This is a genomic window from Dolichospermum sp. DET69, assembly GCA_017355425.1.
Taxonomy (GTDB): Bacteria; Cyanobacteriota; Cyanobacteriia; order Cyanobacteriales; family Nostocaceae; genus Dolichospermum.
The window spans coordinates 5,226,576-5,248,322 of sequence record CP070233.1 but is presented as its reverse complement, the minus strand read 5'-3'; the positions used below and the strand labels follow the sequence as shown (position 1 = coordinate 5,248,322).

Genomic DNA, 21,747 nt, shown 5'->3' with positions numbered 1-21,747 from the left:
GAATTATTAGCTAAATAATACGGTTATTACGACAATTATATCTATAAAACCGAACTGTAATCAATTAATTGTTTAGTGCTACCATTTAATTAGGAAGCAAGAGATTAGGCTTCAAGAAGTTAAAAGTTAGAAGTTTTGTTAGTAGTATTATTGTTTACCAGATCAGAAGCTGAAGATTTAGTCTTGCCGAATCAGAAAATCAAATTATAGATTTTTGAGGAGATGGTTATGACACTTGTCCGTTGGAACCCTTTACGGGAAATAGAACGCTGGGAACCATTCCCTGAAATGGGTATTATCCGGCAACAAATGGATCGGTTGTTTGAACAATTATTACCACCTGATGCCAGTGAGAAAATAGGATTAACTTTCATTCCTCCTGCTGAAATTGTAGAAACTGATAGTGATTTGCAGTTGAGGGTAGAAATACCAGGCTTGGACGCAAAGGATCTTGATGTCGAAGTCACTCCCGAATCGGTTTCTATTAGCGGTGAGCGCAAATCGGAAACGACAACGGAAGCCGAGGGTATGACTCGCTCTGAGTTTCGTTATGGCAAGTTCCAACGGTTAATTACCTTGCCTGCTGTTGTCGATAATGAAAAAGTAGAGGCCGAATATAAGAATGGAATTCTCCATCTGACTATTCCTAAAGCTGAGTCGGAAAAACACAAAGCTGTGAAGGTTCGTCTTGGTTAATGGCCTTTTTGGAGACTAAATTGGGAAGGATGAAGGATTTTACAATCATTTCATCCTTCATTTTTTTGTGCTGATTAGAGCAGAGAATAACTCACTATCAATTACCCTGAGTTTAAAATGGGCCTAAAAATATGTTTCCAATTATATCCGACATTCCGCACTTCATAATATAGTATGAGACTTTTCAAGAATTATTCTTAATAAGGGTCAAAGGCTTACGTATTAAAACTGGAAATATTTGATAAACTATGTATTTTTAATGACAATAAAAAATAAAATTAAGGAAACATTCGCATATTACAAAATGAAGTGCGGAATATGGTTTATATAGTTAATTCTCAAGATAGATGCTAAAAGACATTCTTGTATTTAAGAGTTATGAGTGCAACAAATTTAGCCTATATTCCTTTTCATGCTTTTATGTAAGAGATGAGCAAATATATCTCATTCACTGTTAATATATCGGAAATAGCAGTTTGTATCCCTGACTTAGATAGGACTTTCCCAAAAATTGGAAAACTTCTCTAAAAACACACACTGATACAGTTTCATTTGCTTGAATAGCTATATAAAGAGGATTGAGATTAGCAATTATTAATTATGGCAACCAAAGTAATTGATGTTAGAGAATATACTGTCCGAGCGCACAAAAGGCAGATTCACACGCGAGTTTTCAACTTTGTTTGTAAGGAATGTAATCAGGCTACAAAGCGGGAAACTTTTGGAACTCGTCCTTTATACTGTGAAAGTTGTCGTCCTCCCCAACCTCCTAAAAAATCACTCCAGGTATCTACACCAAGCAAGCCTAGAGCCATGACTTATACCAGCAATATAGATTTAGGTTGAGTGAATCCCTATGAATTCTCCAGGACAATTACAAGCTCCACCCGATGTATTTATTACGCCATTGTTGGAATTGCGAGATTACTATGGGAGTCTCGCACAAAAGTACCAACGTCTATTTATAGAGGCGCGATCGCAATTAGATAATGTAGAATCTTTGTTGTCTACTTGGTCTTATAGTGATGACAACAACCAAGTTGAGCCAGTTGAAGAAGATTCACTGTTGTTGTTGTCTCCTAATCACGGTTCTCATCTGGAATATTTGGATTCTATAGAGTCAGAAATTCCTAAATTAGACTCTTTCAAAGTAGATCATTCCTTTAATGAAGTTAGAGACTCAGGAAATTTTTCCTTCCAGCGTCGTCACTATCTCGGTAAAGGGGAAGAAATTCCCATGCTTGCTCACTATGAAAATATGACTCGCATGGAAGCACTGAAAAAGCTATTGCATGAATATGTGGGGACTGTCTGTCACATAGATTTTGTTGTGCGATCGCTCTATGGTGATTTAGAGTCTACTATTTTTAAAGTTGTCAAAGGTAGAGTCCAATCATCTCTAACTCAGGGGAGAGAAAGTGGTTATTGGTCAGCGATTCCTAATGAACCTGGTTGTTATACCTTAGATTTAAATGCACTAGGACCAATTCAGGGTAAGGGAATATCTAGGAGCATTAAATCCAGCAAAACCAACAAACATTTCGTCAAACCCCAGATGAAAGTAGTTCCCATGTTGGCACAATTTGATGGTCAATTTTTAATTGATGCTCTGACCTTGTTTCTAGAACAAAATGCGGGACGAATTTTCAATGTGAATGAGATAGTTAATGGTATTTATGGACATCTAGATGCAGAGGAAGTCAGAGAGGTCAAAAATAAGGTTCTCAATGAACTATCTAGGGGGCATCGTACAGGCCGATTTGTGAGAGTTCCTCACCAAATTGGTTTGTATACTTGGGATATGAATATGATCGCCCAGAAATGAGACAAAAAGGGTGCGGTACAACTTGTAACGCACCTTCTCAAAATTCAATAATTTATGCTACTTACCTAAAAAAATACTATCGAGACTTCCAAATAAAAAAATATCCCAAATTCTCTTGTGGTGCAGGCATTCTTGCCTGCTAATAATACAACCCACATTCAGCCATTGGTGTCAACTTAAGCTCAAACTCTTACCATATCTCGTTCCCAGTCTCCGACTGGGAATGCCATCACAGAGGCTGGTGCCTCTTTATTCATTGAAAGCAGAGCCTTCTAAAATTCATTCCCATACAGAGTATGGGAACAAGTTGAACTTGTGTTCCTTGCAAGACAAAGGTTTGAGCTTAAGTTGACAATTAGAAACGATAAAAGTAACGGGAAAACTTAGACTCAATTTAAGTAAACTCACTCTTTCGATATTTGACCACCGTAACGAGAATTAGATTAAACTAATTCTGTCTGGAGAATCTCAGTGTCTTTAGACCTGAGAGTGTCAAAAATAGGCTGAAATAAATATCAAAATAATATTGTTGACTTTGGGCAGACTAGAAGCCCACCCCACAAAAATATCATGCTTCTTGTGGGGTGGGCTTCTTACCTGCCCATATTATATTTAATTGTCCCTACCTACTTAACTTGATATTAATCTATTGAATTTAAATCTTTCTTCCTCCTTGAACTCCTGACTCCTATATGTTAGAATGGCCAGTGCCACAAGTTTTTTTTTGGAGAGGTGTCCGAGTGGTTGATGGTGACGCACTCGAAATGCGTTTTGGGGAAACCCAACGGGGGTTCAAATCCCCCCCTCTCCGTTGCCATTATTGTTGCCATTATTATTGCGGCTTTTCTTCCTTTTGCTGCTGACTTTCCGGCGCTTGATTGGGGTTTGTTTCTACTGTTGGAACTACCACAGAAGAAGAATTTTCTGGTTGAGATTCCTGGGGTGGAGTAACTACGGGACGAGATTTTGGTGCAGTATTTTCCGAAGGAGGAGAAGCTTTCTGGGATTCTTTGGCCTCACGCAAAGTATCCATTAAGGAAGGTGCAGAAGTAACAACTGGTGTTGATTGCTTGATTGTGGTCTTTGGCTTTGGTGTGGGTTGAGAGTCCTTATTCTCAGGTGCTTTTTCCTCAGAATTACTAGTAGGAATTGGTTCTGGGGAAACACGAATATTTCTGCGTTTTCTCCTCACACTAGGTACTGGTGCAGATTCGCCCAAAGAGGAATTTTGAATTTTTTGATTTGTAGCTGCTGGTGGTATGACAATAACAGGCTTGGGTGGATTAGACTCGTAAGTAGATTGTTCAAAAACTGGTTTAGGTGATGATTGCAAATTAGGTTTTGATAATATCCGCGTCATACTAAAACCTGCTGTAGCTGCAACTAAGGCGATACTAATGCTAATAACTCCCTTAGATACACCTGCTTTTTTTCCTATATTTGCAACTTTTAATGGTGTCGCAATAGGATGGGAAGGAGCTTTTTTAAGTAAATCTTCTGATTTTAAATCTGATAAATTAATAGTAGCTACTGCTTGGGTAGGTAAACTTGGTGATGTGACATTCAGCCCATTTCCTGGTAGTAGTTGCAGCCATTCTGCTACTGAAGTAGGGCGAAAATGGGGTTCTACAGCCATTCCCCGATTAACTGCTTGATTAACAGCTCCACTCAGATGGGGTTGTAGTTCACGAGGAGAGGGCATTTGTTCCCGGTCACGTAATAATGCAGGAATGGGAACTTGTGCTGTTAACAGTGCATATAAAGTTGCGGCTAAACCATAAACATCAGTAGCTGCTGTGCGCTTCGCTTGAGTTAAATACTGTTCAATGGGTGCATATCCTTCACTAACCAAACCTGTATGTGTCTGTTTTACCCCATTATTAAATTCTCTAGCAATGCCAAAATCAATTAGCACTACTTCCTGCGTTCCTTGACGCAAAATAATATTATCTGGTTTAACATCTCGGTGCAATAAACCATTATTATGTACCACCTGCAATGCTGCACCTATTTGGCGGATATAATGAATAGCTGTGGCTTCTGCTAGAGGTATTCCTGGTAACACAAATGCTGCACCTAAAGTGTCTCCACGGACGTATTCCATCACCATATAAGATAAAGTATCTTCCTCAAAAAAGTCGCTGACTCGGACAATATGAGGATGAACACAAGCGGCCAATCTCCTAGCTTCATCTTGAAATTGGCGCTGAAATTTGGAAAAATCGGGGTGTTTCCGCAATTTCTCATTCATTGTTTTCATCACCACTTCTTGACCTAAATAGTGGTGCATAGCTTTGAATGTAACACCAAATCCGCCCCGCCCTATTTCCTGGAGGATGGTATATTTTCCATTCTGCAAAGTTGTTCCTGCTAACATAGGGTTTTTTCGTCTTAAATGAGCAGATAATTAATTGGGTTATAGCACTTGTTAATTATTAATTATCACTTATTCCCTATGCTCAGGCTAGAATCTGTTAATTTTTATCGGCGGTTACAGCATCAACACCAATACCCGATTCTACAGGATATTTCCTTTAATGTGTCACCTGGCGATCGCTTGGTAATTGTCGGTGAATCTGGTGCTGGTAAAACTTCTTTGTTACGTCTCATTAACCGCTTAAATGAACCCAGCAGCGGAAAAATCTATCTGAAAAATCAGGAATATCGCCAAATTCCCGTTATCCAACTCCGTCAACAGGTGATGCTGGTACAACAAGAATCTAAACTATTGGGGATGACAGTTGCACAGGCTTTAGCTTATCCTTTAATTCTCCGGGGTCTACCGCAGCCAATTATTCAGGAAAAAGTCAGTTATTGGCAAGAACAACTCCAAATTCCTGAACAATGGTTAGGACGGACTGAAGTACAACTTTCCAGCGGACAAAAACAGTTAATTGCGATCGCTCGCGCCCTAGTTACCGAACCCCAGATTTTACTCTTAGATGAGCCTACATCAGCCTTAGACAATGCCACATCTGGTCCTTTAATGGACATCCTCACCAACCTAAATCAACCCCCTTCCTCGGCGATTTTGATGGTAAATCGTCAAATTGATCTAGCACAAGAGTTTTGTACTCACCTCTTACATCTTCAGCAAGGTCAATTAGTTATCAATCAACCTGCCGCTGAAATAGATTGGGGTAACTTAGCAGCCAGTTTAACTCAAGCGGAAACTCAAGCAGTAGCAGAATGGACTTAATAAATCTCCTTAGAAGCACCTCTTGCTAACAGTTTAAAATCGCCAGAAAGAGGCTAAGAACTTTGAGTAGTCAATACAGGTAACTGATTAGTAAATCTCTCTCTTGGTAATTTTGCTGGCGTTTGCGGAATATTGGTGTTCAAAATTTCCATGTTAAATCGGTATCCAACATTGCGAATAGTTTGGATTAAGCTGGGTTGACGCGGATCAAGTTCCACCTTCTTCCGCAGCGATAAAACATGAGTATCAATGGTGCGTGGGTTATCAATAGCGTCAGGCCAAGCACGACGTAATAATTCCGATCTACTTAAAGGCATTCCTCCAGCTTGTGCCAAGACATACAATAAACTGAATTCCTGGGGTGTTAAGTCAATAAACTCCCCTTGGAAACGAACACGACGCTGGACTAAATCAATTTGCAAACTACCATAATCTAAATGAGCCGGTGCGGTCGGTGTCCGGTTACGGCGAATAATTGCCTCAACCCGAGCCAAAAATTCTTGCATTCCAAAAGGTTTGCTTAAATAGTCATCTGCTCCCGCTTTTAAGCCCGCAACAATATCAGCTTCATTAGTTCGAGCAGATAACATGAGAATTAGAGGCTGTTGTTGACGATGCAACCAGCGACAAAACTCCACACCATCACCATCTGATAAATCCGCATCTAGAATGACTAGAGTGGGTTGATGTCCCAAAAATACTTCTTTTGCTTGATAAATACTGGCAGCTTGATGAACTCGGTATTCTAGTTGTTGCAAGTGCCAACCCAACAAGGACCTCAGATGGGGATTCCCCTCAACAATTTCTATACAAACCGAACCCACAGTGGTAAGACCCCTTAGCGTTGATGAATCTCAAATTAACAATCTCATGCTCAAGGTTTTGTAGTTTTTGTTACTTCCATAGGCACAGCCTTCACATTTCCTTTAAAAAACCTTGCAAAAAATTTATTTTTTACTTTATTTGCAGCCATGCTAGTAGCTTTATTAAATTTTTATTACGTTTATATTATATTAGCTCAAGTTACTATTAATCCATTTTGCAGCGGTAATAGGTAAATAAAATTACTTCCCCATCACTTGTAGCACTATGAACTAGAATCAGGTACAAAATTTACTTCAAAAAGTTAAATAGCACAATTACTTCCTCCATTCTTACTTCCTCCTGACTCCATTCTTACTTCCTCCTGACTCCATTCTTACTTCCTCCTGACTCCATTCTTACTTCCTCCTGACTCGGTGACTCCTGACTCGGTGACTCCTAACCCCTGACTCCTGACTCGGTGACTCCTAACCCCTATCATTAAAGTTTATTTATGGTTATCTGTCCTACTCCTTAAGAGATATGGTAAACTTAATAGAACAATCATTTACCAAAGGGAGTAGCATAAAAATCACACCCGATTACGACCAAAGGTAGACATGGTTTGTTATTAGTCCCGGAAACAGCTAATAAATTCTCAAACTTAATTTTACAGATTTATGCCCTAATGGCTAGATTTGTATTTCCAAAGGAAACCGCGCCAAAAATTGGATAAAAATCAATTACCCTTTGTGATTGTAAATATATGGCTAACGCCATAATATCAGATCAAACTTTTGACAAAAAAATCGTAAATATACCTTACAAAATTACCATAGTTCCAATTTTTTGGCGTAGGATCTAATTAAGTTGTTAGCTGCTGGGGGGTCTCACCCAAGGTGAAAATATTAACTTATGAGTTAATACATAGGAATGAAGTGATACTTCATTGAGCGTGAATCATCATCTACAATTCTCATACCAAAGAGACTAATACAGCAGTTATGCTCCAAGACACACAAGCAATCCGTTACTACCAGAGACTTACCGATGCCTTCATCGAATTATGGAACCGTGGTTATCGTATGGATGATATGCGGATGTATTTGGATGGATACCTTGCCGCACTTCGACATAGTAACATCATGGAACCATATTGGGTTCATCGCTTAGAAGAGGAAGCCAGCCGTTACTTGCATGATGTATCTAACTTCGCCATGGTTCAACCGGAACCTGAAAAACAACATGGCTACTACTAAAGGATGATCTGATTTTGTTGATTAGCCTATTACCGCAGACGATTGTAGCACAATTTTTGCAGCGGTCAATGGGGTATAGGGGGATGGAATTTGGGAAATACTGCAATTGATATGATCAAACCCCTCCAGTTTCATACTGCTGAGGGGAATTTTCCTTTTATTTATTGTAAATATTTATGCTTAAGTTTATATAAACGATTAAAACTGAATTGTAGGTTGGGTAGAACGAAGACCAAACCCAACCAAGTCGAGTAAATGTTGGGTAACATGAGCGTCAACCCAACCTACGGAGAATTAGTTTCTTCCGATAATTGACACAATTCTTCTAGAGATAGTTTTTCTGCACTGTACAATTGAGCAATCTTCTTTGTCGCAACTTCCAAAATTTCCTTACCGCTTCTAATTTGGATATTTAATTTATCTTGATTACTATCATAAATCACAAACAGGGAGATATTTTTCCCCATAGTTTGTGTAATACCTCGCACTTTAAAATCAGTAATAAATTTACCTTCTGTGGGGACATGAAGAGGTAAATTAGAAGCTTGCACCATGTCCTGAATATCTGCAAGTTTTAAACTAGAAATTGCTGGATTTTTTGCTTCAATATTCACGAATTCTGATAAATCTGGCTGATTAATTGCAATATCTTCCAATGATTCATATTGAAATATAATTTTCCCGGCTAAATTATCAGTAATTGCATAAATTTGCACAGTGTATGGAGGCTTAGGCACAGAACCCTGGGCATAAAATAAACTACCTTCTGCTGTGACAGTAATTTGAGGTGTATCTGCTAGAGTTTGTAAAGATTGCAAATTAGCAATGGTACTTTTAACAAAGACAGAATCCAGCCCTAAGATAGATGCTAAGTCATTAGCTGTAGGCGGAGGATTAAACTCCATACCAGCCCGAATAATAAACTCTTCTAAGATATTAAAATTGCGAGGTTCTTTAATAGTCAATTCTAGAGAATTTTGAGTCACAGTATAGCGAAACTGACGCGCTGCTAAAACTGACAAACCAGAACTTTCAGCTTCAATTTTCTCAACTATATATTTCAGATTTTCATCAATTTTTTTAACTACAGAAGCAGGAAACATCAATAAACCCTCCATGATCATTAACAGTATTTGCAACTTGAGAATACATATTACCTACTGTACCGGGTTTAGCTGTAAATAAATCGTGACAACCGACAATTACCAGTAATTCTTGAGCGCGAGAAAAAGCCACATTTACCCGTTCTGGTTTATTGGCAAATCCCACATCTCCTTGTTGATTATTTCTTACCATACTCACAATTACCACTGGTCTTTCCATACCTTGAAATCTGTCAACTGTACCCGTTCTAATTTGTAAAGAAGGAAAAAGTTCAGATTGTAAGCGTTCATCAATTTTTCTTAATTGAGCGCCATAAAATGTAATTACAGCTATTTCTTTTTTTGGTTCTCCATTCGCAACTTTATGAACCCAAACAGTTTCAAATTGCTGACAAATACTTTCAATCACATCAATTTCTTTAGTATTAAAAAATGAAGTTCCATTTCGTTCTTCTTGAAACTCATTTTCTCTAGGCATTTTCACCCAGCATAGATGATGATCAGATTGAATAACTTCCCCTGCTAAATTATGAGCGCGTTTGGTATCAGGTTCTAAAATCCCACATTCCAATTTACCATGATAAAATTGATTAATTGCACCCATAATCATCGGGTGCATTCGATATTGAGTATTTAGCATTTTTTTAATGCTTTTATCAGCGGTTTCAAACTGACTTTTAAATAATGATTCTTCTAAAAATTGCAATTCTTCTCTAGTATTACCCATTGCTTTAGCAACTTCTTCCACAGTGCTAGTATCAAGCATGGGTGGTAATTGCCGATGATCTCCTACCATGACTAATTTTTTACCTTTCAACGCCGGAATTAGTAACTCTGGAGGAGTGCATTTACTAACTTCATCAATAATCACAACATCAAAAGATTGAAATTCTTCTGAGAAATTATAATTAGCAGCTTGAACACAAGTAATCCCCACTACATTAGCATTATCTAAATAAATTCGTCTGAGATCTTGACTATCTCGTTCTGACGGTTGACGGAGTTTTGCAACCCAATCTTGCACAAAATTTTGATATTTGTGCAGATAATTTTCTTCACTTTTTAGCTGTCGTTTCCATGACTTAAATTTATTTTGAATACTGACTAAAGAGTCTGGGTCACATAAATTATCATTAGATAATTCTGGTTTTAATTTATCTGGTATAGTTTGCCAAATGGATTGCCACCAATTCCGTTCTCTAATCAAACTATCTGATAACTGTAATTGTAATTGCTGTTCTAAATCAGATATTATGATTCGTAATTCTGCAACTTGTTGTTGATAAATATCAGCTTCTGCTTGTGAATTTGTAAACTCCTGATTTAAAGAGTCTTTAATTGTTTCTAAAATAGTAAAAGGTGCTAATGATGAAATTAGAGGTTCTATTTCATTGATGCGATTTTCCCAAAACTTGACTTGTTGACAAAATTCCCGGGGTTTTTCCCAAATATTTGCTTGTCTAGTTAGATATTTTTCTGCTAAAATCCGTAATGGCAGCGGGATATTTTGCTGTTTATGAAGTGCTTGTAATTTATTAATAACTTCTGCTAATTTTAAATTAGCAGCTTCTTTAGTTTTCTTTACCTGAGATTTAGCTTCAGATATTTCTTCTGAAGAAATTGTATTTTGCGGAAGTTCTTGAAATTGTTCTTGTAAAATTTCTAATTGTTGTTCAGCTTCAGTTTTAAGTCTTAAAACACATTGACGGGCATAAACTAAGATAATATCTAGTAATTCTTGGGTAATGCGGGTAAGAGTAGCTTCAATATTATTCCATTCAAAGGATTTACCATAAGTTTTTTCTAATCTAATTAAAAAGACTTGAGTATTTTCAACTAGCAATTTTCGCTGTTTTGGGTGCAGGAGTTGATAATTTTGGAGTTTTTGATAGGTTGTTTGCCATTGAATTTGATCAATTTTTGATAATACTATAGGAATTTGACTAAAACTTTCTTGTAAAAAATAACTAAAATCATGTTTTTTCCCTTTTCTATCAGTAAAGTTACCCGCTATTTCATAAGATATGGCTTTTGTTAATACTCCCCAATCTGGTAAACTGATTTGATAATTTTTAGGAACAATAGTTAATTTTAATGTCTTAGCAAACATTAATAGACCTAATGGTAAACCCACCATACTTTCTGTTAATTCAAAATCAGATTCTTGACATTCTTTCAATGCTTGATACAAGTTATTGTAAGCTGTAGATTTCCATTCGACAATGGCTTCAACAATATAATCAATTTCTCGTTTGCGATTTTCCCAAATTTGAATTGTTGACTGTAAATCGTTTTGGTCATGAGAATTTTGATGATCTGTTTCTAATTTCTCCAAAGATACAGAATGCTGTTGACAAATATAAACTAATTTTGCTACTTCTGAAATAGCTAAACCAACATCATTAGCATCCTTTAATCCTGGTTTAAATTGAGAAATATGAGTTGTGATATTTTCCTGTAACCAAACTGCTAACCCAAATGCACCAAATCCCGGACGGACAAAACCAAGTTCCTCAATACATTTAATAGCTTGACGCACATTTTCCCGAAAATCCTCTACTTGTTGGTTATTTTCTGTATAAGGTTTAATTTGTGGTAAAAAATTGTTAATTTCTGAAGATTCCCAATCTATATTAGTGGGATTTTTGAGAATATTTTCTAACCCAGTAATTAAGGATGCAATTTCATTTTTATTTACTAAAGTTTGATTATATTCAAGTTCTTGTTTTTGATAAGATGCTTCTAAATTTAGTTTTTCATTCTTGAGTTCATTCTGTTGGTGATTTACTTCTGCCTCCGCGAGAAAATAGTCTGTAAATCGTGATGATAATGGTAATAATTGATTTAAGATTTTAATATTTTCGTGACGTTGACTGAGATTATTTTCGCAGTCAGTCGCGGTATTTTGTAGCCATGTACCAATTACTTGATCTTCTAAAAATGGTTGTCCTTCCTCTCCCACTTTTTCGGCTCGTCCTTTTCTGATAGCGCGAATAACGGGATTGTGAACTAAGCGACTGAGGGCGTTATCAACTGCTAAATTGGCTTGAGATGTAATTAATGTTCGTCCACCGCGCAATGCTACCTGATAGCAAATCTCTGCAATTACGGTAGTTTTACCTGTACCTGGAGGTCCTTGAATCAGCACTAAATCCTCTGCGGAAAGGACTTTTTCCACTGCGGCTTTTTGTCCAGCATTAGCGGTAGATAATAATAAGTCTTTTGATTGAAGTTTAATCCTTTTGATAATCGGTCTGGCTTGGGAAGCGTCAAATAGAAAGTTACCTAAATAGGGATTTTGAGTGCGTCCTTGTTTTAATTGTTCTAAGGCTTTTTCTTTCCGTTCAATTTGTTTGATATCTCCAGCAGCATCAAAAAATAAATAGCCTTTATTGGGAAGTTGATAATTACCTTTGGCTATATATTCGATTATTTCCCGTTCTAATCGAACATGAATCAAATTATTTTTTTGATCAATTTTTTCAATAGTTCCTAATTGACGACTGTTACGACGATTTCTGTCTGTGGGTACAGAATCTAAAAATTTAACTTCTTGATTTTTGGCTTTTCTTACCCGTTCCCAAAAGTTCTCTATCCCTAAAATATTTTCGTCAGAACCGTTAAGGGTAGCTGAATTAACTTTAACTTCTAAAGCGATTTGTCGAGAATTTGAGCCATTATGATAAATTCGGAAAGATACACAAAATTGCCGTGATTTAGCAATGCGTTCTTCAACTTTTAAAAATGCTTTCCAGGCTTTAAGTTGATCTTCTGTGGGGACATGATTTCCGCAAATTGGCATATTTTTAATTTTTGCCAATAATGGTTTGGGAATATCTAGACGATGTTGATTATTGGGGATTAACCGCAACCAATAAGGTAAAGCATAGCCGTCAATATTTCCCCGCAATTCATGTAGTAAATAAGCTGATAAAATTTTAAATCCGCCATATCCATCTTGACGAATAGCAGCTTTAAATCCTAAAGTTTTTTCTAATTTTTTTAATCTTTTTGGTAGTTGAAAGTTATCTTGGTCTGTGGCAATAATTAACTCCCAAATTTCTTCTCCTGGTTCTTTTCCAGTTCCTTGACGACGAATATAAAATAAGCCAGGTTGTTTACCAACTAACTCAAATAATAATTCATTAGCACGTTCTCGCCGTTCTCGAAAGTCAGGATATAATTGTAGAGATGATTGGCCTTCAAAATGGCGAACTACATTATCAACGGCTGAACCTATAAACGTATAACCACAATCTTCTATCTTTGTTTTATTATTCATAGTTTTGGTAAAAGATATTAGTAATAAATAATTTAATATTTAAAAATAAATTTGCAATTGTAGCTAATAAAAATCAGGTGTTGGGTTGCGTTCCTTAGAGGTTGTTTGAAAAGTTTTGGGTGGTGATTTTAGGCATTTACTGATCCCCCCTAACCCCCCTTTCTGAGGGGGGAACTAGAATCAAAGTCCCCCTTTTTAAGGGGGATTTAGGGGGATCTAAAAATATTTGATACACCACAAGAGACTTTTAAAACATCCTCTTAACCCAACCTACACCTAAAAAATGATATTAAGAAGCTAGAGCTACTTCTACTGTTTCTTGTAATTCACCTTTGTTGTACATTTCAATCAGAATATCAGAACCGCCCAGGAATTCACCATTAACGTATACTTGGGGAATTGTTGGCCAGTTGGAATATTCTTTGATGCCTTGACGAACTTCAGAATCTGCAAGTACGTCTAGGGTTTCAAAGGGAACTCCCAAGGTATTGAGAATTTGCACGACATTATTAGAGAAACCACATTGGGGCATTAATTTGTTGCCCTTCATGAAAACCATAATTTTGTTTTGTTGTACTAAGTTATCAATTTTTGCTTTGGTTTCTGGGGTCATGATTAGTTATTTCCTTTATTTTGTGAAAGTCAATAGTTGATACAATTTTAGATTTTGTTTTCTCAATGCAAAATCCTCAATCTCAAATTAGTTTGCTGCTTGCCAATCTGCGGGACTGTAGGTTTTAAGAGCTAAAGCATGAATGGCTTCGCTTGACAGGGCTTGTTGCAATGCGCCATAAACTAGTTGGTGTTGTTGCACCAGTCTTTTATCTGCAAACTGCGATGAAACTACTGTTACCTGATAGTGATCACCACCACCTGTCAAGTCTTGTACTTGCACTTGGGCATCTGGCAGCCCTGCCTTGATCATTTCCTCGACTTGCTGCGGACTTATCATTGCAATTTCTGAAAAAACTTACTTCTCTATTATTAACAGATATGTTGCGGTTGACTGTTGCCTGTTACCCTTTGCCAATTATTTATTACCTTGACGGGGAAAGGGTACATCTACAAAACCTAATTCTAATAATTGTTGATAAGCTTTTTTACCTAATTCTCTGGTAGGGTTTTGACTTTTAATGATTTGCACTAGCAAAGGTATAGCTAATTCTGGCTGATTTTGCGCTCGATGTACTAGGGCTAATTGATAGGTGGCTTCATCTCGTTTTTGGGCAGTTGCTAAGGCATTCTTGCGGTGAGAATCAGCGGCACGAATGTCAATACCTGTAAAACTAGCATTGAGGTCTTGATAAATGCTGGATAATTGATTATAAACTTGGCGAGCTTCTTGGAATTTTTTGATAGCTAGGGTGTAGTTTTGACTAGTAACTGCTTGCTCTGCCTCTTTGATTAAGCGATCGCCTCCCTCAATACTTAAGATATTACCACTTATTCCAGTTGGGCTGAGGGTGTTAGGCTGATCTGTATTAACGGGATTGACTGGAGTAGTTGGTTTTGCTGGAGTAGCAGGTTTTGTTTGAGTAGCGGGTTTTGTTTGAGTAGTGGGTTTTGTTGGAGTAGTGGGTTTTGTTTGACTAACAGGATTTAATGGCTTTTTTGCCTCAGCATAGGCAGGTGATAGCAGCCCCAAAACTGTTATGAGTGATAAAAATGTAAAGCGAATTAAGGGAGCAGCATTCATGAGTTTAATTAGGGCAATAATTTTATAGAAAAAGTTAGGAAACCTTGAGTATCTTAACTCTCTTTGTCCTCAATATGAAGTTAAGTAATTTGATAAATATTCAAGGAGTAGGAGAGTGTCAAGTTCTCCATACTTCTCTTAGTCGTTAGTTGCCTATTTTAATGTTCCCAAGACAGGTGTTAACTCGGTTGCTGGAATTTGCGGATTTAAGAATCCACTGGCATAAACACGAGGATTAGTTTGGGAAATGATCGTATAAGATTGGCGAACATGAGTATTGATAGCTACAGTTTTCGCGTCATACATCTGCATAGCCACTTTCGGATAGAAACCAATGCCAATAATCAACACCAGAAAACAGGTGGCAATAAACACTTCACGGGGTCTGGCATCAGTATATAAAGTTTCCCCAGGGAGGAGACAATCTGTACCAAAACAAGCCGTTCCTTCATCTTCGAGATTTTCAAAGCCGACATTGTTAATATCGCACATCAGGGCTGCTCCAGAACCGTAAAATACTTGACGCAGCATAGAAAGTAGATAAATAGGTGTGAGAATAACTCCCACAGCGGCTAGAAAAACCGTGACAGTGCAGAATGTGGAAGTGTAAACATCGCTAGTTGTGATGCCGATAAAAATCGCCAGTTCACTCACAAAGCCACTCATTCCTGGTAACGCCAAAGATGCCATTGCTCCCATTGTAAAGAGCGCAAATACTTTTGGCATGGCTTGACCAATACCGCCCATTTCTGCCATTACCATTGTGCGGGAACGGTCATAAGTTACACCAGCCAAAAAGAACAACACGGAAGCAATTAAGCCATGGGAGATCATTTGCAACATTGCGCCGTTGATGCCCAAATCGGTGAAAGATGCAATTCCTAGTAATACAAAACCCATGTGGGAAATTGATGAATTAGCCAAACGCCGTTTCATATTCGTTTGGGCAAAAGAATTTAAAGCACCATAGATAATATTGACAACACCGAGAATAGCCAAAACCGGGGCAAAGTAAACATGAGCATCGGCAAGCAGGTCAAGATTCAGGCGAATTAGTCCATATCCACCCATTTTCAACAACACGCCCGCCAAAATCATAGATACGGGAGAAGATGCTTCACCGTGGGCATCAGGTAGCCAAGTATGGAAGGGGAAAATTGCCAATTTTACGCCGAAGGCAATTAACAAACCTGCATATAGTAACAGTTGCAGCGTGAGGGGATATTGTTTTTGTGCCAGTTCTGCAACATCAAAAGTGACATTTCCGCCACCATTGAAGCCCAATCCTAGGGCTGCTACCAAGATAAATATAGAAGCTGCTGCGGTATAAAGTAAAAATTTTGTAGCTGCGTAGCGTCGCCGTTGTCCACCCCAAATACAAACTAGTAAATATACGGGAATTAGTTCAACTTCCCACATGATGAAAAATAACAGTAAGTCTTGGGCGACAAATACCCCAACCTGTGCAGAATACAACACAAGCATGAGAAAATAGAAAAGCTTTGGTCTGCGGTCAACTTGCCAAGCTGAAAAAATCGCCAATGTGGTAACAAAGCCCGCTAAAAGTACCAACGGTGCGGAAATGCCATCAACGGAAACTGCCCAGTGGAGTCCTATCTGGGGCATCCAGGCATAATTTTCTACGAGTTGAAAACTGGTATTACTGGCATCGTAATGCTTCCAAAAGGCGTAACACATCAAAACAAAGTCGGCAATACCTACGCCCAGTGCATACCAACGGACAAGTTTGCCATCTTTATCAGGCAATACAGGGATAAGAAAGGATGCCAGGAGGGGAAATAGGACAATTGCGGTAAGCCAAGGAAATTGATCCGCTATCATGTCAATAAGAAAAAATACTCATTTGTGTAATGAGGTCATTCTACTAAACTTTGTAACAATTTCTTTATAAGTTTCTTCCCTAGATTAGCATAAGAGAATATATACCTAAGTAAATCTTATGCTAATGATTGACTAGATGAATCTGCTTGATGATAAGTAAAAATTTTGGGATTTTGCTGGGTAAAAAGATAATTTTTTCACACAGGAGCGCAGAAAATTTTAAGGTTTCAAGATTATATTTATAGTCATGGCAATCCTCTTCGATTTATGTAGGGCTTTAGCAATGCTTATTGGTGTCAACTTAACGTAAAACCTACATCCCGCAATGAACTCAAGTTCCTTGCTAATAGCCAAAGTTGTCTTTTGATAACTAAACAATTGGAAAATTCCACAAATCCACTAAGCGTGGACTTGAGCTATTAGACAGGGAATAAATTCCCTGACAGGTGTGGAAGCCAACGGATAAGTAGGGGCGTATTGCAATACGCCCTTACTTAAGTTGACACCAATGAAGCGCTGGCTTTACCCTCGTAGTTGTTTTAGAAGTTACTAAAGTTAGTAATCGCTTCTGTAATTTTACCCGCAACTTCATCTACGGTGATTACTCCCAATTCCCCAGAAGCACGGGTACGAATACTCAAACTATTGGCTTCCACTTCCTTGGCACCAACCACGGCCATTACAGGTATTTTATCCTTTTCGGCGTTGCGAATCAACTTACCCAAGCGATCGCCACTTAAATCAACTTCCGCCCGAATACCCAACGCCACCATCTTTGCTGCCACCTCTTTGGTAAAATCTAACTGAACATCACCGACAGGTAAAAGCCTAATTTGCACAGGTGCTAACCATAACGGAAAATCACCCGCATACTCTTCAATTAAAATCCCAATTAACCGTTCTAAAGATCCAAAAGGGGCGCGGTGAATCATTACCGGACGTTTGCGCGAACCATCTTCAGCCACGTATTCTAAATCAAAACGTTCCGGCAAATTATAATCTACCTGGACAGTTCCCAATTGCCATTCCCGTTCTAAAGCATCACTGAAGATAAAATCAAGCTTTGGTCCATAAAAAGCCGCTTCCCCAATCCCTTCAAAATAATCCATTCCCAACTGTTCCACAGCGCGACGAATCGCCCCCTCAGCTTTATCCCAAGCTTCATCGGAACCAATATACTTATCACTGGTAGGATCACGGAAACTGAGTCTAGCTTTAAAATTCTTTAATTGCAGACTTTTGAAAACGCTCAAAATCAAATCTACAACATTGAGAAATTCACTGTCTAGCTGTTCAGGAGTCACAAACAAGTGAGAATCATCAACAGTAAAACCGCGCACTCTGGTTAAACCACCCAATTCTCCCGATTGTTCATAACGGTAAACTGTGCCAAATTCTGCCAAACGCATCGGTAATTCCCGATAAGAGCGTAATTCACTCTTGTATATTTGGATATGGAAAGGACAGTTCATTGGCTTGAGGACAAAACCCTGTTCTATGGCTCTTGCTTCCTCATCTTCAGCCATTAAAGGAAACATATCTTCCTTGTATTTCTGCCAGTGTCCAGATGTTTTAAACAAATCAACTCTGGCAATGTGAGGAGTAGATACAGGTAAATAACCCCGTTTTAATTGTTCTTTTTTGAGGAAGTCTTCTAAAATCGTTTTGAGTAAAGTCCCTTTAGGAGTCCACAAAGGTAAACCAGGACCGACTAAATCAGAAAAGATAAACAATCCTAGTTCTTTCCCTAGTTTACGATGGTCACGGCGCAGGGCTTCTTCTTTCCGGCGTTTATACTCTGCAAGTTGTTCGGGAGTTTCCCAAGCAGTGGCATAAATGCGCTGTAATTGGGCATTATTCTCATTGCCCCGCCAATAAGCACCAGCGACGCTTTCTAATTCTATAGCTTTGGGATTAATTTCGCTAGTATTTTCGAGGTGGGGACCAGCGCACAAATCCCACCATAGATCTCCTAAATGGTAAATTGTGATGGGTTCTTCTTTAATATCTCCGAGAATTTCCAGCTTATAGGGTTCTTTAATAGCTTCAATGCGGCTTTGTGCTTCTTCTCTACTAACTTCTTCCCGAACTAATGGCAATTTGCGATTAATAATCTTCACCATTTCTTTTTGAATGGTTTTCAAATCCTTATCGCTAAAGGGTTCTGGACTATCAAAGTCATAATAAAACCCATTTTCAATCCAAGGTCCAATTGTAACTTGCGCTTTAGGAAACAGCTTTTGCACTGCCATTGCCATGATATGCGAAGCTGTGTGACGAATCTTTTTTAATGTTTCTGATTCGCTGGTACGGGGTAAATAGATTTTTTCGGCTGGTTGGGTTTCTTGATTTGGCGACATCGGCTGTTAAACTTTTAACGAAGTGATAAAAATAAACTTGACAAAAAATATCTTTACAAACTAAATAATAGTCCACTGGCTATAGTTTTTCCTAATTTAGCCCAACTACGAGTATGGGACAGGAAACAAAAAAACAATATGTCCTCCTTCCTCCCTTCTTTCTTCTTCCTTCGTGTTCTTCGTCCCTATATCCCTCCGGGACGCTCCTGACTCCTGACTGATTTATTCCTTCAGAGGTATCTAGATTTACCCCCAAGGAGCTTTACAAACTTATTGCCAAATTTATATAATTGTGCTTCAGATACCAAGTTACAAGCTTTTTTGATGTGAGCAATTCTGAACTGATTGTTAAGAGTCGTAAAGAATGTTAATATAAAAAAAGAATTAGGAAATATGCTTCTCATATATGGGGGACTCGAGTCTATCAAATGCTGATTTACTCAAATCAGTCTTAGAACCACTGTTAGACGATTTTCAATATTGGTTTGAGCGATATCGTCAAATTCTGGAAAATGAGAGAATTCAATTCATGAGTGAACAAGAGCAACTAAACTTACTAAAGCGAGTTAAGGATGCACAACATGAACTCAACACGGCAAAGATGTTGTTCAACGCAACTGATCAAGAAGTGGGAATTGATATGGCAACTGTAATGCCTTGGCATCAATTAGTTACAGAATGTTGGAGTGTGGGAATGCGTTTAGGTCAGTCCAAGGAATAATCACCCCCTTGACGAAATCTAAATAAAGTGAAAATTGTAAAGATACTAGACAATTCTTAACATTCTTTTCATAAAAAATAATGTATCTCATGTTACCTTAATATGAATATAAGGATTGCATCATATAACATAAGCGCACAAGTAAAGAATTTTACATTTTCTTTTACCGTAAATTATTTCTTTGCGGAGTTTTAAGTTTTACCAAATAACATTTGAACCTTTGCTGTTCTGGAGGAAAATCTAATGCTACACCTACTTTATATTTTAGCTTTCACCGTTTTGGCATTCATGGCTGTTGGTAATTTAATTCGGAATCTGATCATGTTCAGTTTCGATAGGGAACGAACTTATCCAACTAACCAATCATCACAAGGTGGCTTTGGTTATTATGCAGCTAGAAAGCAGTATGTCCCCCATCCTGAATTGTTAGATAGTGCAGGTAATATGATTAAAGAACCACTGTTGGTCATGCGTTCAATTAATCTTGATGATGCGCGGGAACAGTTAGATGCTCTTTATGAATCTTCTCCTGGTCAGAAAATTGACCGCTCAGAAGGAGCATAATTTATCAATTCCCAGATACGGAACGCTATAGATAATATCTCGTTCCCATACTCTGTATGGGAACGAGTTAAACTTTATCAAACAGAATTCAGGAGTCAGAATTCAGTTGGGTATTCTGTGCGAGTGGCGGATGAATAACCGGCGTTTTTGCACCCCCACCAAATCTGCGATTTGGTGGTCTTTAATCAGTCGCAGGTCTGAATCCTCGACTGATTGATTCTGACTCGGTGGCTACTGACTCGGTGACTCCTTCTTCAACTAAAACTTTAAAAAAACTTTATTTTTTCCCCAAGTCCTAATTTACTAATTTAGATTCCAAAGCTTTTTTTTGCATTGTTTTGAAAATATTGTAAAACCCATTAGCACGGGAAGGTGTCAAACTCACATTTAAGCCAGTTTCTTGAATAAAATCAGGAGTAAGTTGGACTATTTCTGTAGGTGTTGATCCATTTAATCCTTCTATTAATAATGCTAACAATCCCTTAGTTAATTGGGAATCAGAATCACCCTGAAACATGACTTTATCATCTTCTAATGATGCCGTAACATACACCTGAGAAACACAACCCGGAACTTTATTTTCTGGAAGTTTCGCAGTTTCAGGGAACTCTGGTAACCTTTGAGCATACCATATTAACTGTTCATAGCGTCGTTTAGGTTCTGTAGCACGTTGAAAGCGGTGGACGATTTTATTTAGTGCAGGTGGTAAGGAATCAAGAGTTGAGGACATGATCAATCCAGGAAATAATTACTCTTATCTTAGCAACTACTAGGCTTTCCAGATACCATCCCATGACAACAAAGATCAAAAATTTCTATTAAGTACAGCAACTGTTTCTATTGTGAAGTGAAAACAAATGTTAAAATTAGCTACAAAGTAAGCAATGATATAGATTTTTATTACTTAATATTTAGATGATATTGTCAAGCATCCAAGCATATCAGGAGTAAATTAGATGTTGACTTCAAGCTTACTAGCTACAGTTACCACATCTCTAGAATGGAGTCCTAATATTGGCATAATTATGATTATTGCCAATATTTTTGCGATTGCTGTAGGTAAATTTACTATCCAGCAACCTAACGCTAAACCAGAATTACCAGCACCTCAATTTTTTGGTGGTTTTGGTTTACCTGCGGTACTAGCAACTGCTTCCTTTGGGCATATTTTAGGAGCAGGGATTATTTTAGGACTACACAGTATTGGTAAAATCTAAATTTTACTGAATTAAAAATTAGGGAAAGGAATATATTTTTCTTCTCCCTTTTTTATTATTTAGCTCCCAAGAGCATACGCAGAGCTTTTTAGGCATATAATAAAAAATATTTTCCGTAAAAACTCAAGTATTCATGAATCTGTTATGCTATATAAATTAACTTTGCATAAGCACTAGTTAAA

General features: G+C 37.8%; 18 protein-coding genes and 1 tRNA gene. 9 read left to right on the top strand and 10 right to left on the bottom strand.

Features of this window, described 5'->3' with window-relative positions:
* The first annotated feature begins 228 nt into the window (after positions 1-228).
* From EZY12_24160 to EZY12_24145, 4 genes are all read left to right on the top strand, one after another.
* The gene (locus EZY12_24160) at positions 229-696 is read left to right on the top strand and encodes an Hsp20/alpha crystallin family protein (GenBank protein ID QSX67717.1); all 468 of its coding nucleotides are present in this window, start codon (positions 229-231) and stop codon (positions 694-696) included.
* A 600-nt stretch (positions 697-1,296) separates the two neighbouring features.
* Positions 1,297-1,542 (top strand): hypothetical protein, encoded by a 246-nt coding sequence (locus EZY12_24155; GenBank protein ID QSX67716.1) that lies wholly within the window; start codon positions 1,297-1,299, stop codon positions 1,540-1,542.
* A 10-nt stretch (positions 1,543-1,552) separates the two neighbouring features.
* Entirely contained in the window at positions 1,553-2,521 is a 969-nt protein-coding gene (locus EZY12_24150) for a hypothetical protein (GenBank protein QSX67715.1), read from the top strand.
* A 726-nt stretch (positions 2,522-3,247) separates the two neighbouring features.
* Positions 3,248-3,332 (top strand) — tRNA-Ser (locus EZY12_24145).
* Between the two features lie 21 nt (positions 3,333-3,353).
* Here EZY12_24145 and EZY12_24140 read toward each other — a convergent pair.
* Positions 3,354-4,898 (bottom strand): protein kinase, encoded by a 1,545-nt coding sequence (locus EZY12_24140; protein ID QSX67714.1) that lies wholly within the window; start codon positions 4,896-4,898, stop codon positions 3,354-3,356.
* A gap of 78 nt (positions 4,899-4,976) precedes the next feature.
* Here EZY12_24140 and EZY12_24135 point away from each other — a divergent pair, with 78 nt between their 5' ends.
* Positions 4,977-5,720, top strand: coding sequence for an ATP-binding cassette domain-containing protein (locus tag EZY12_24135; protein QSX67713.1), 744 nt, complete (start codon positions 4,977-4,979; stop codon positions 5,718-5,720).
* 53 nt (positions 5,721-5,773) lie between these two features.
* Here the strand turns inward: EZY12_24135 and EZY12_24130 are convergent, their stop codons facing one another.
* A complete protein-coding gene (locus tag EZY12_24130) occupies positions 5,774-6,544 on the bottom strand; it encodes a response regulator transcription factor (GenBank protein ID QSX67712.1) in 771 nt (256 codons plus the stop codon).
* Between the two features lie 981 nt (positions 6,545-7,525).
* Here EZY12_24130 and EZY12_24125 point away from each other — a divergent pair.
* Entirely contained in the window at positions 7,526-7,780 is a 255-nt protein-coding gene (locus EZY12_24125; GenBank protein QSX67711.1) for a hypothetical protein, read from the top strand.
* Between the two features lie 284 nt (positions 7,781-8,064).
* Here the strand turns inward: EZY12_24125 and EZY12_24120 are convergent, their stop codons facing one another.
* The 7 genes from EZY12_24120 to EZY12_24090 form a co-directional block, all read right to left on the bottom strand.
* Positions 8,065-8,823, bottom strand: coding sequence for a hypothetical protein (locus EZY12_24120; protein QSX70815.1), 759 nt, complete (start codon positions 8,821-8,823; stop codon positions 8,065-8,067).
* Between the two features lie 37 nt (positions 8,824-8,860).
* A complete protein-coding gene (locus EZY12_24115) occupies positions 8,861-13,165 on the bottom strand; it encodes an AAA family ATPase (protein ID QSX67710.1) in 4,305 nt (1,434 codons plus the stop codon).
* 289 nt (positions 13,166-13,454) lie between these two features.
* The gene (grxD, locus tag EZY12_24110; GenBank protein QSX67709.1) at positions 13,455-13,778 is read right to left on the bottom strand and encodes a Grx4 family monothiol glutaredoxin; all 324 of its coding nucleotides are present in this window, start codon (positions 13,776-13,778) and stop codon (positions 13,455-13,457) included.
* An 87-nt stretch (positions 13,779-13,865) separates the two neighbouring features.
* Positions 13,866-14,117 (bottom strand): BolA family transcriptional regulator, encoded by a 252-nt coding sequence (locus EZY12_24105; protein QSX67708.1) that lies wholly within the window; start codon positions 14,115-14,117, stop codon positions 13,866-13,868.
* Between the two features lie 78 nt (positions 14,118-14,195).
* On the bottom strand, positions 14,196-14,861 hold the full coding sequence (locus EZY12_24100; protein QSX67707.1) for a hypothetical protein: 666 nt from the start codon (positions 14,859-14,861) through the stop codon (positions 14,196-14,198).
* A gap of 153 nt (positions 14,862-15,014) precedes the next feature.
* A complete protein-coding gene (locus tag EZY12_24095) occupies positions 15,015-16,703 on the bottom strand; it encodes an NAD(P)H-quinone oxidoreductase subunit 4 (protein ID QSX67706.1) in 1,689 nt (562 codons plus the stop codon).
* Positions 16,704-17,242: 539 nt separating this feature from the next.
* Complete coding sequence (locus EZY12_24090) at positions 17,243-19,063, bottom strand: threonine--tRNA ligase (GenBank protein ID QSX67705.1); 1,821 nt, start codon at positions 19,061-19,063, stop codon at positions 17,243-17,245.
* Positions 19,064-19,469: 406 nt separating this feature from the next.
* Here EZY12_24090 and EZY12_24085 point away from each other — a divergent pair, with 406 nt between their 5' ends.
* Entirely contained in the window at positions 19,470-19,784 is a 315-nt protein-coding gene (locus EZY12_24085) for a DUF2605 domain-containing protein (GenBank protein ID QSX67704.1), read from the top strand.
* Positions 19,785-20,027: 243 nt separating this feature from the next.
* Positions 20,028-20,348 carry a DUF2973 domain-containing protein gene (locus EZY12_24080; GenBank protein QSX67703.1) on the top strand — a complete coding sequence of 107 codons (321 nt, stop codon included), beginning with the start codon at positions 20,028-20,030 and terminating at the stop codon, positions 20,346-20,348.
* Between the two features lie 295 nt (positions 20,349-20,643).
* Here EZY12_24080 and EZY12_24075 read toward each other — a convergent pair whose 3' ends face one another.
* Positions 20,644-21,078: a SufE family protein gene (locus tag EZY12_24075; protein ID QSX67702.1), complete on the bottom strand. Its 435-nt coding sequence runs from the start codon at positions 21,076-21,078 to the stop codon at positions 20,644-20,646.
* 226 nt (positions 21,079-21,304) lie between these two features.
* Here EZY12_24075 and psaK point away from each other — a divergent pair, with 226 nt between their 5' ends.
* Positions 21,305-21,565: a photosystem I reaction center subunit PsaK gene (gene psaK / locus EZY12_24070; GenBank protein ID QSX67701.1), complete on the top strand. Its 261-nt coding sequence runs from the start codon at positions 21,305-21,307 to the stop codon at positions 21,563-21,565.
* Positions 21,566-21,747 lie beyond the last annotated feature (182 nt).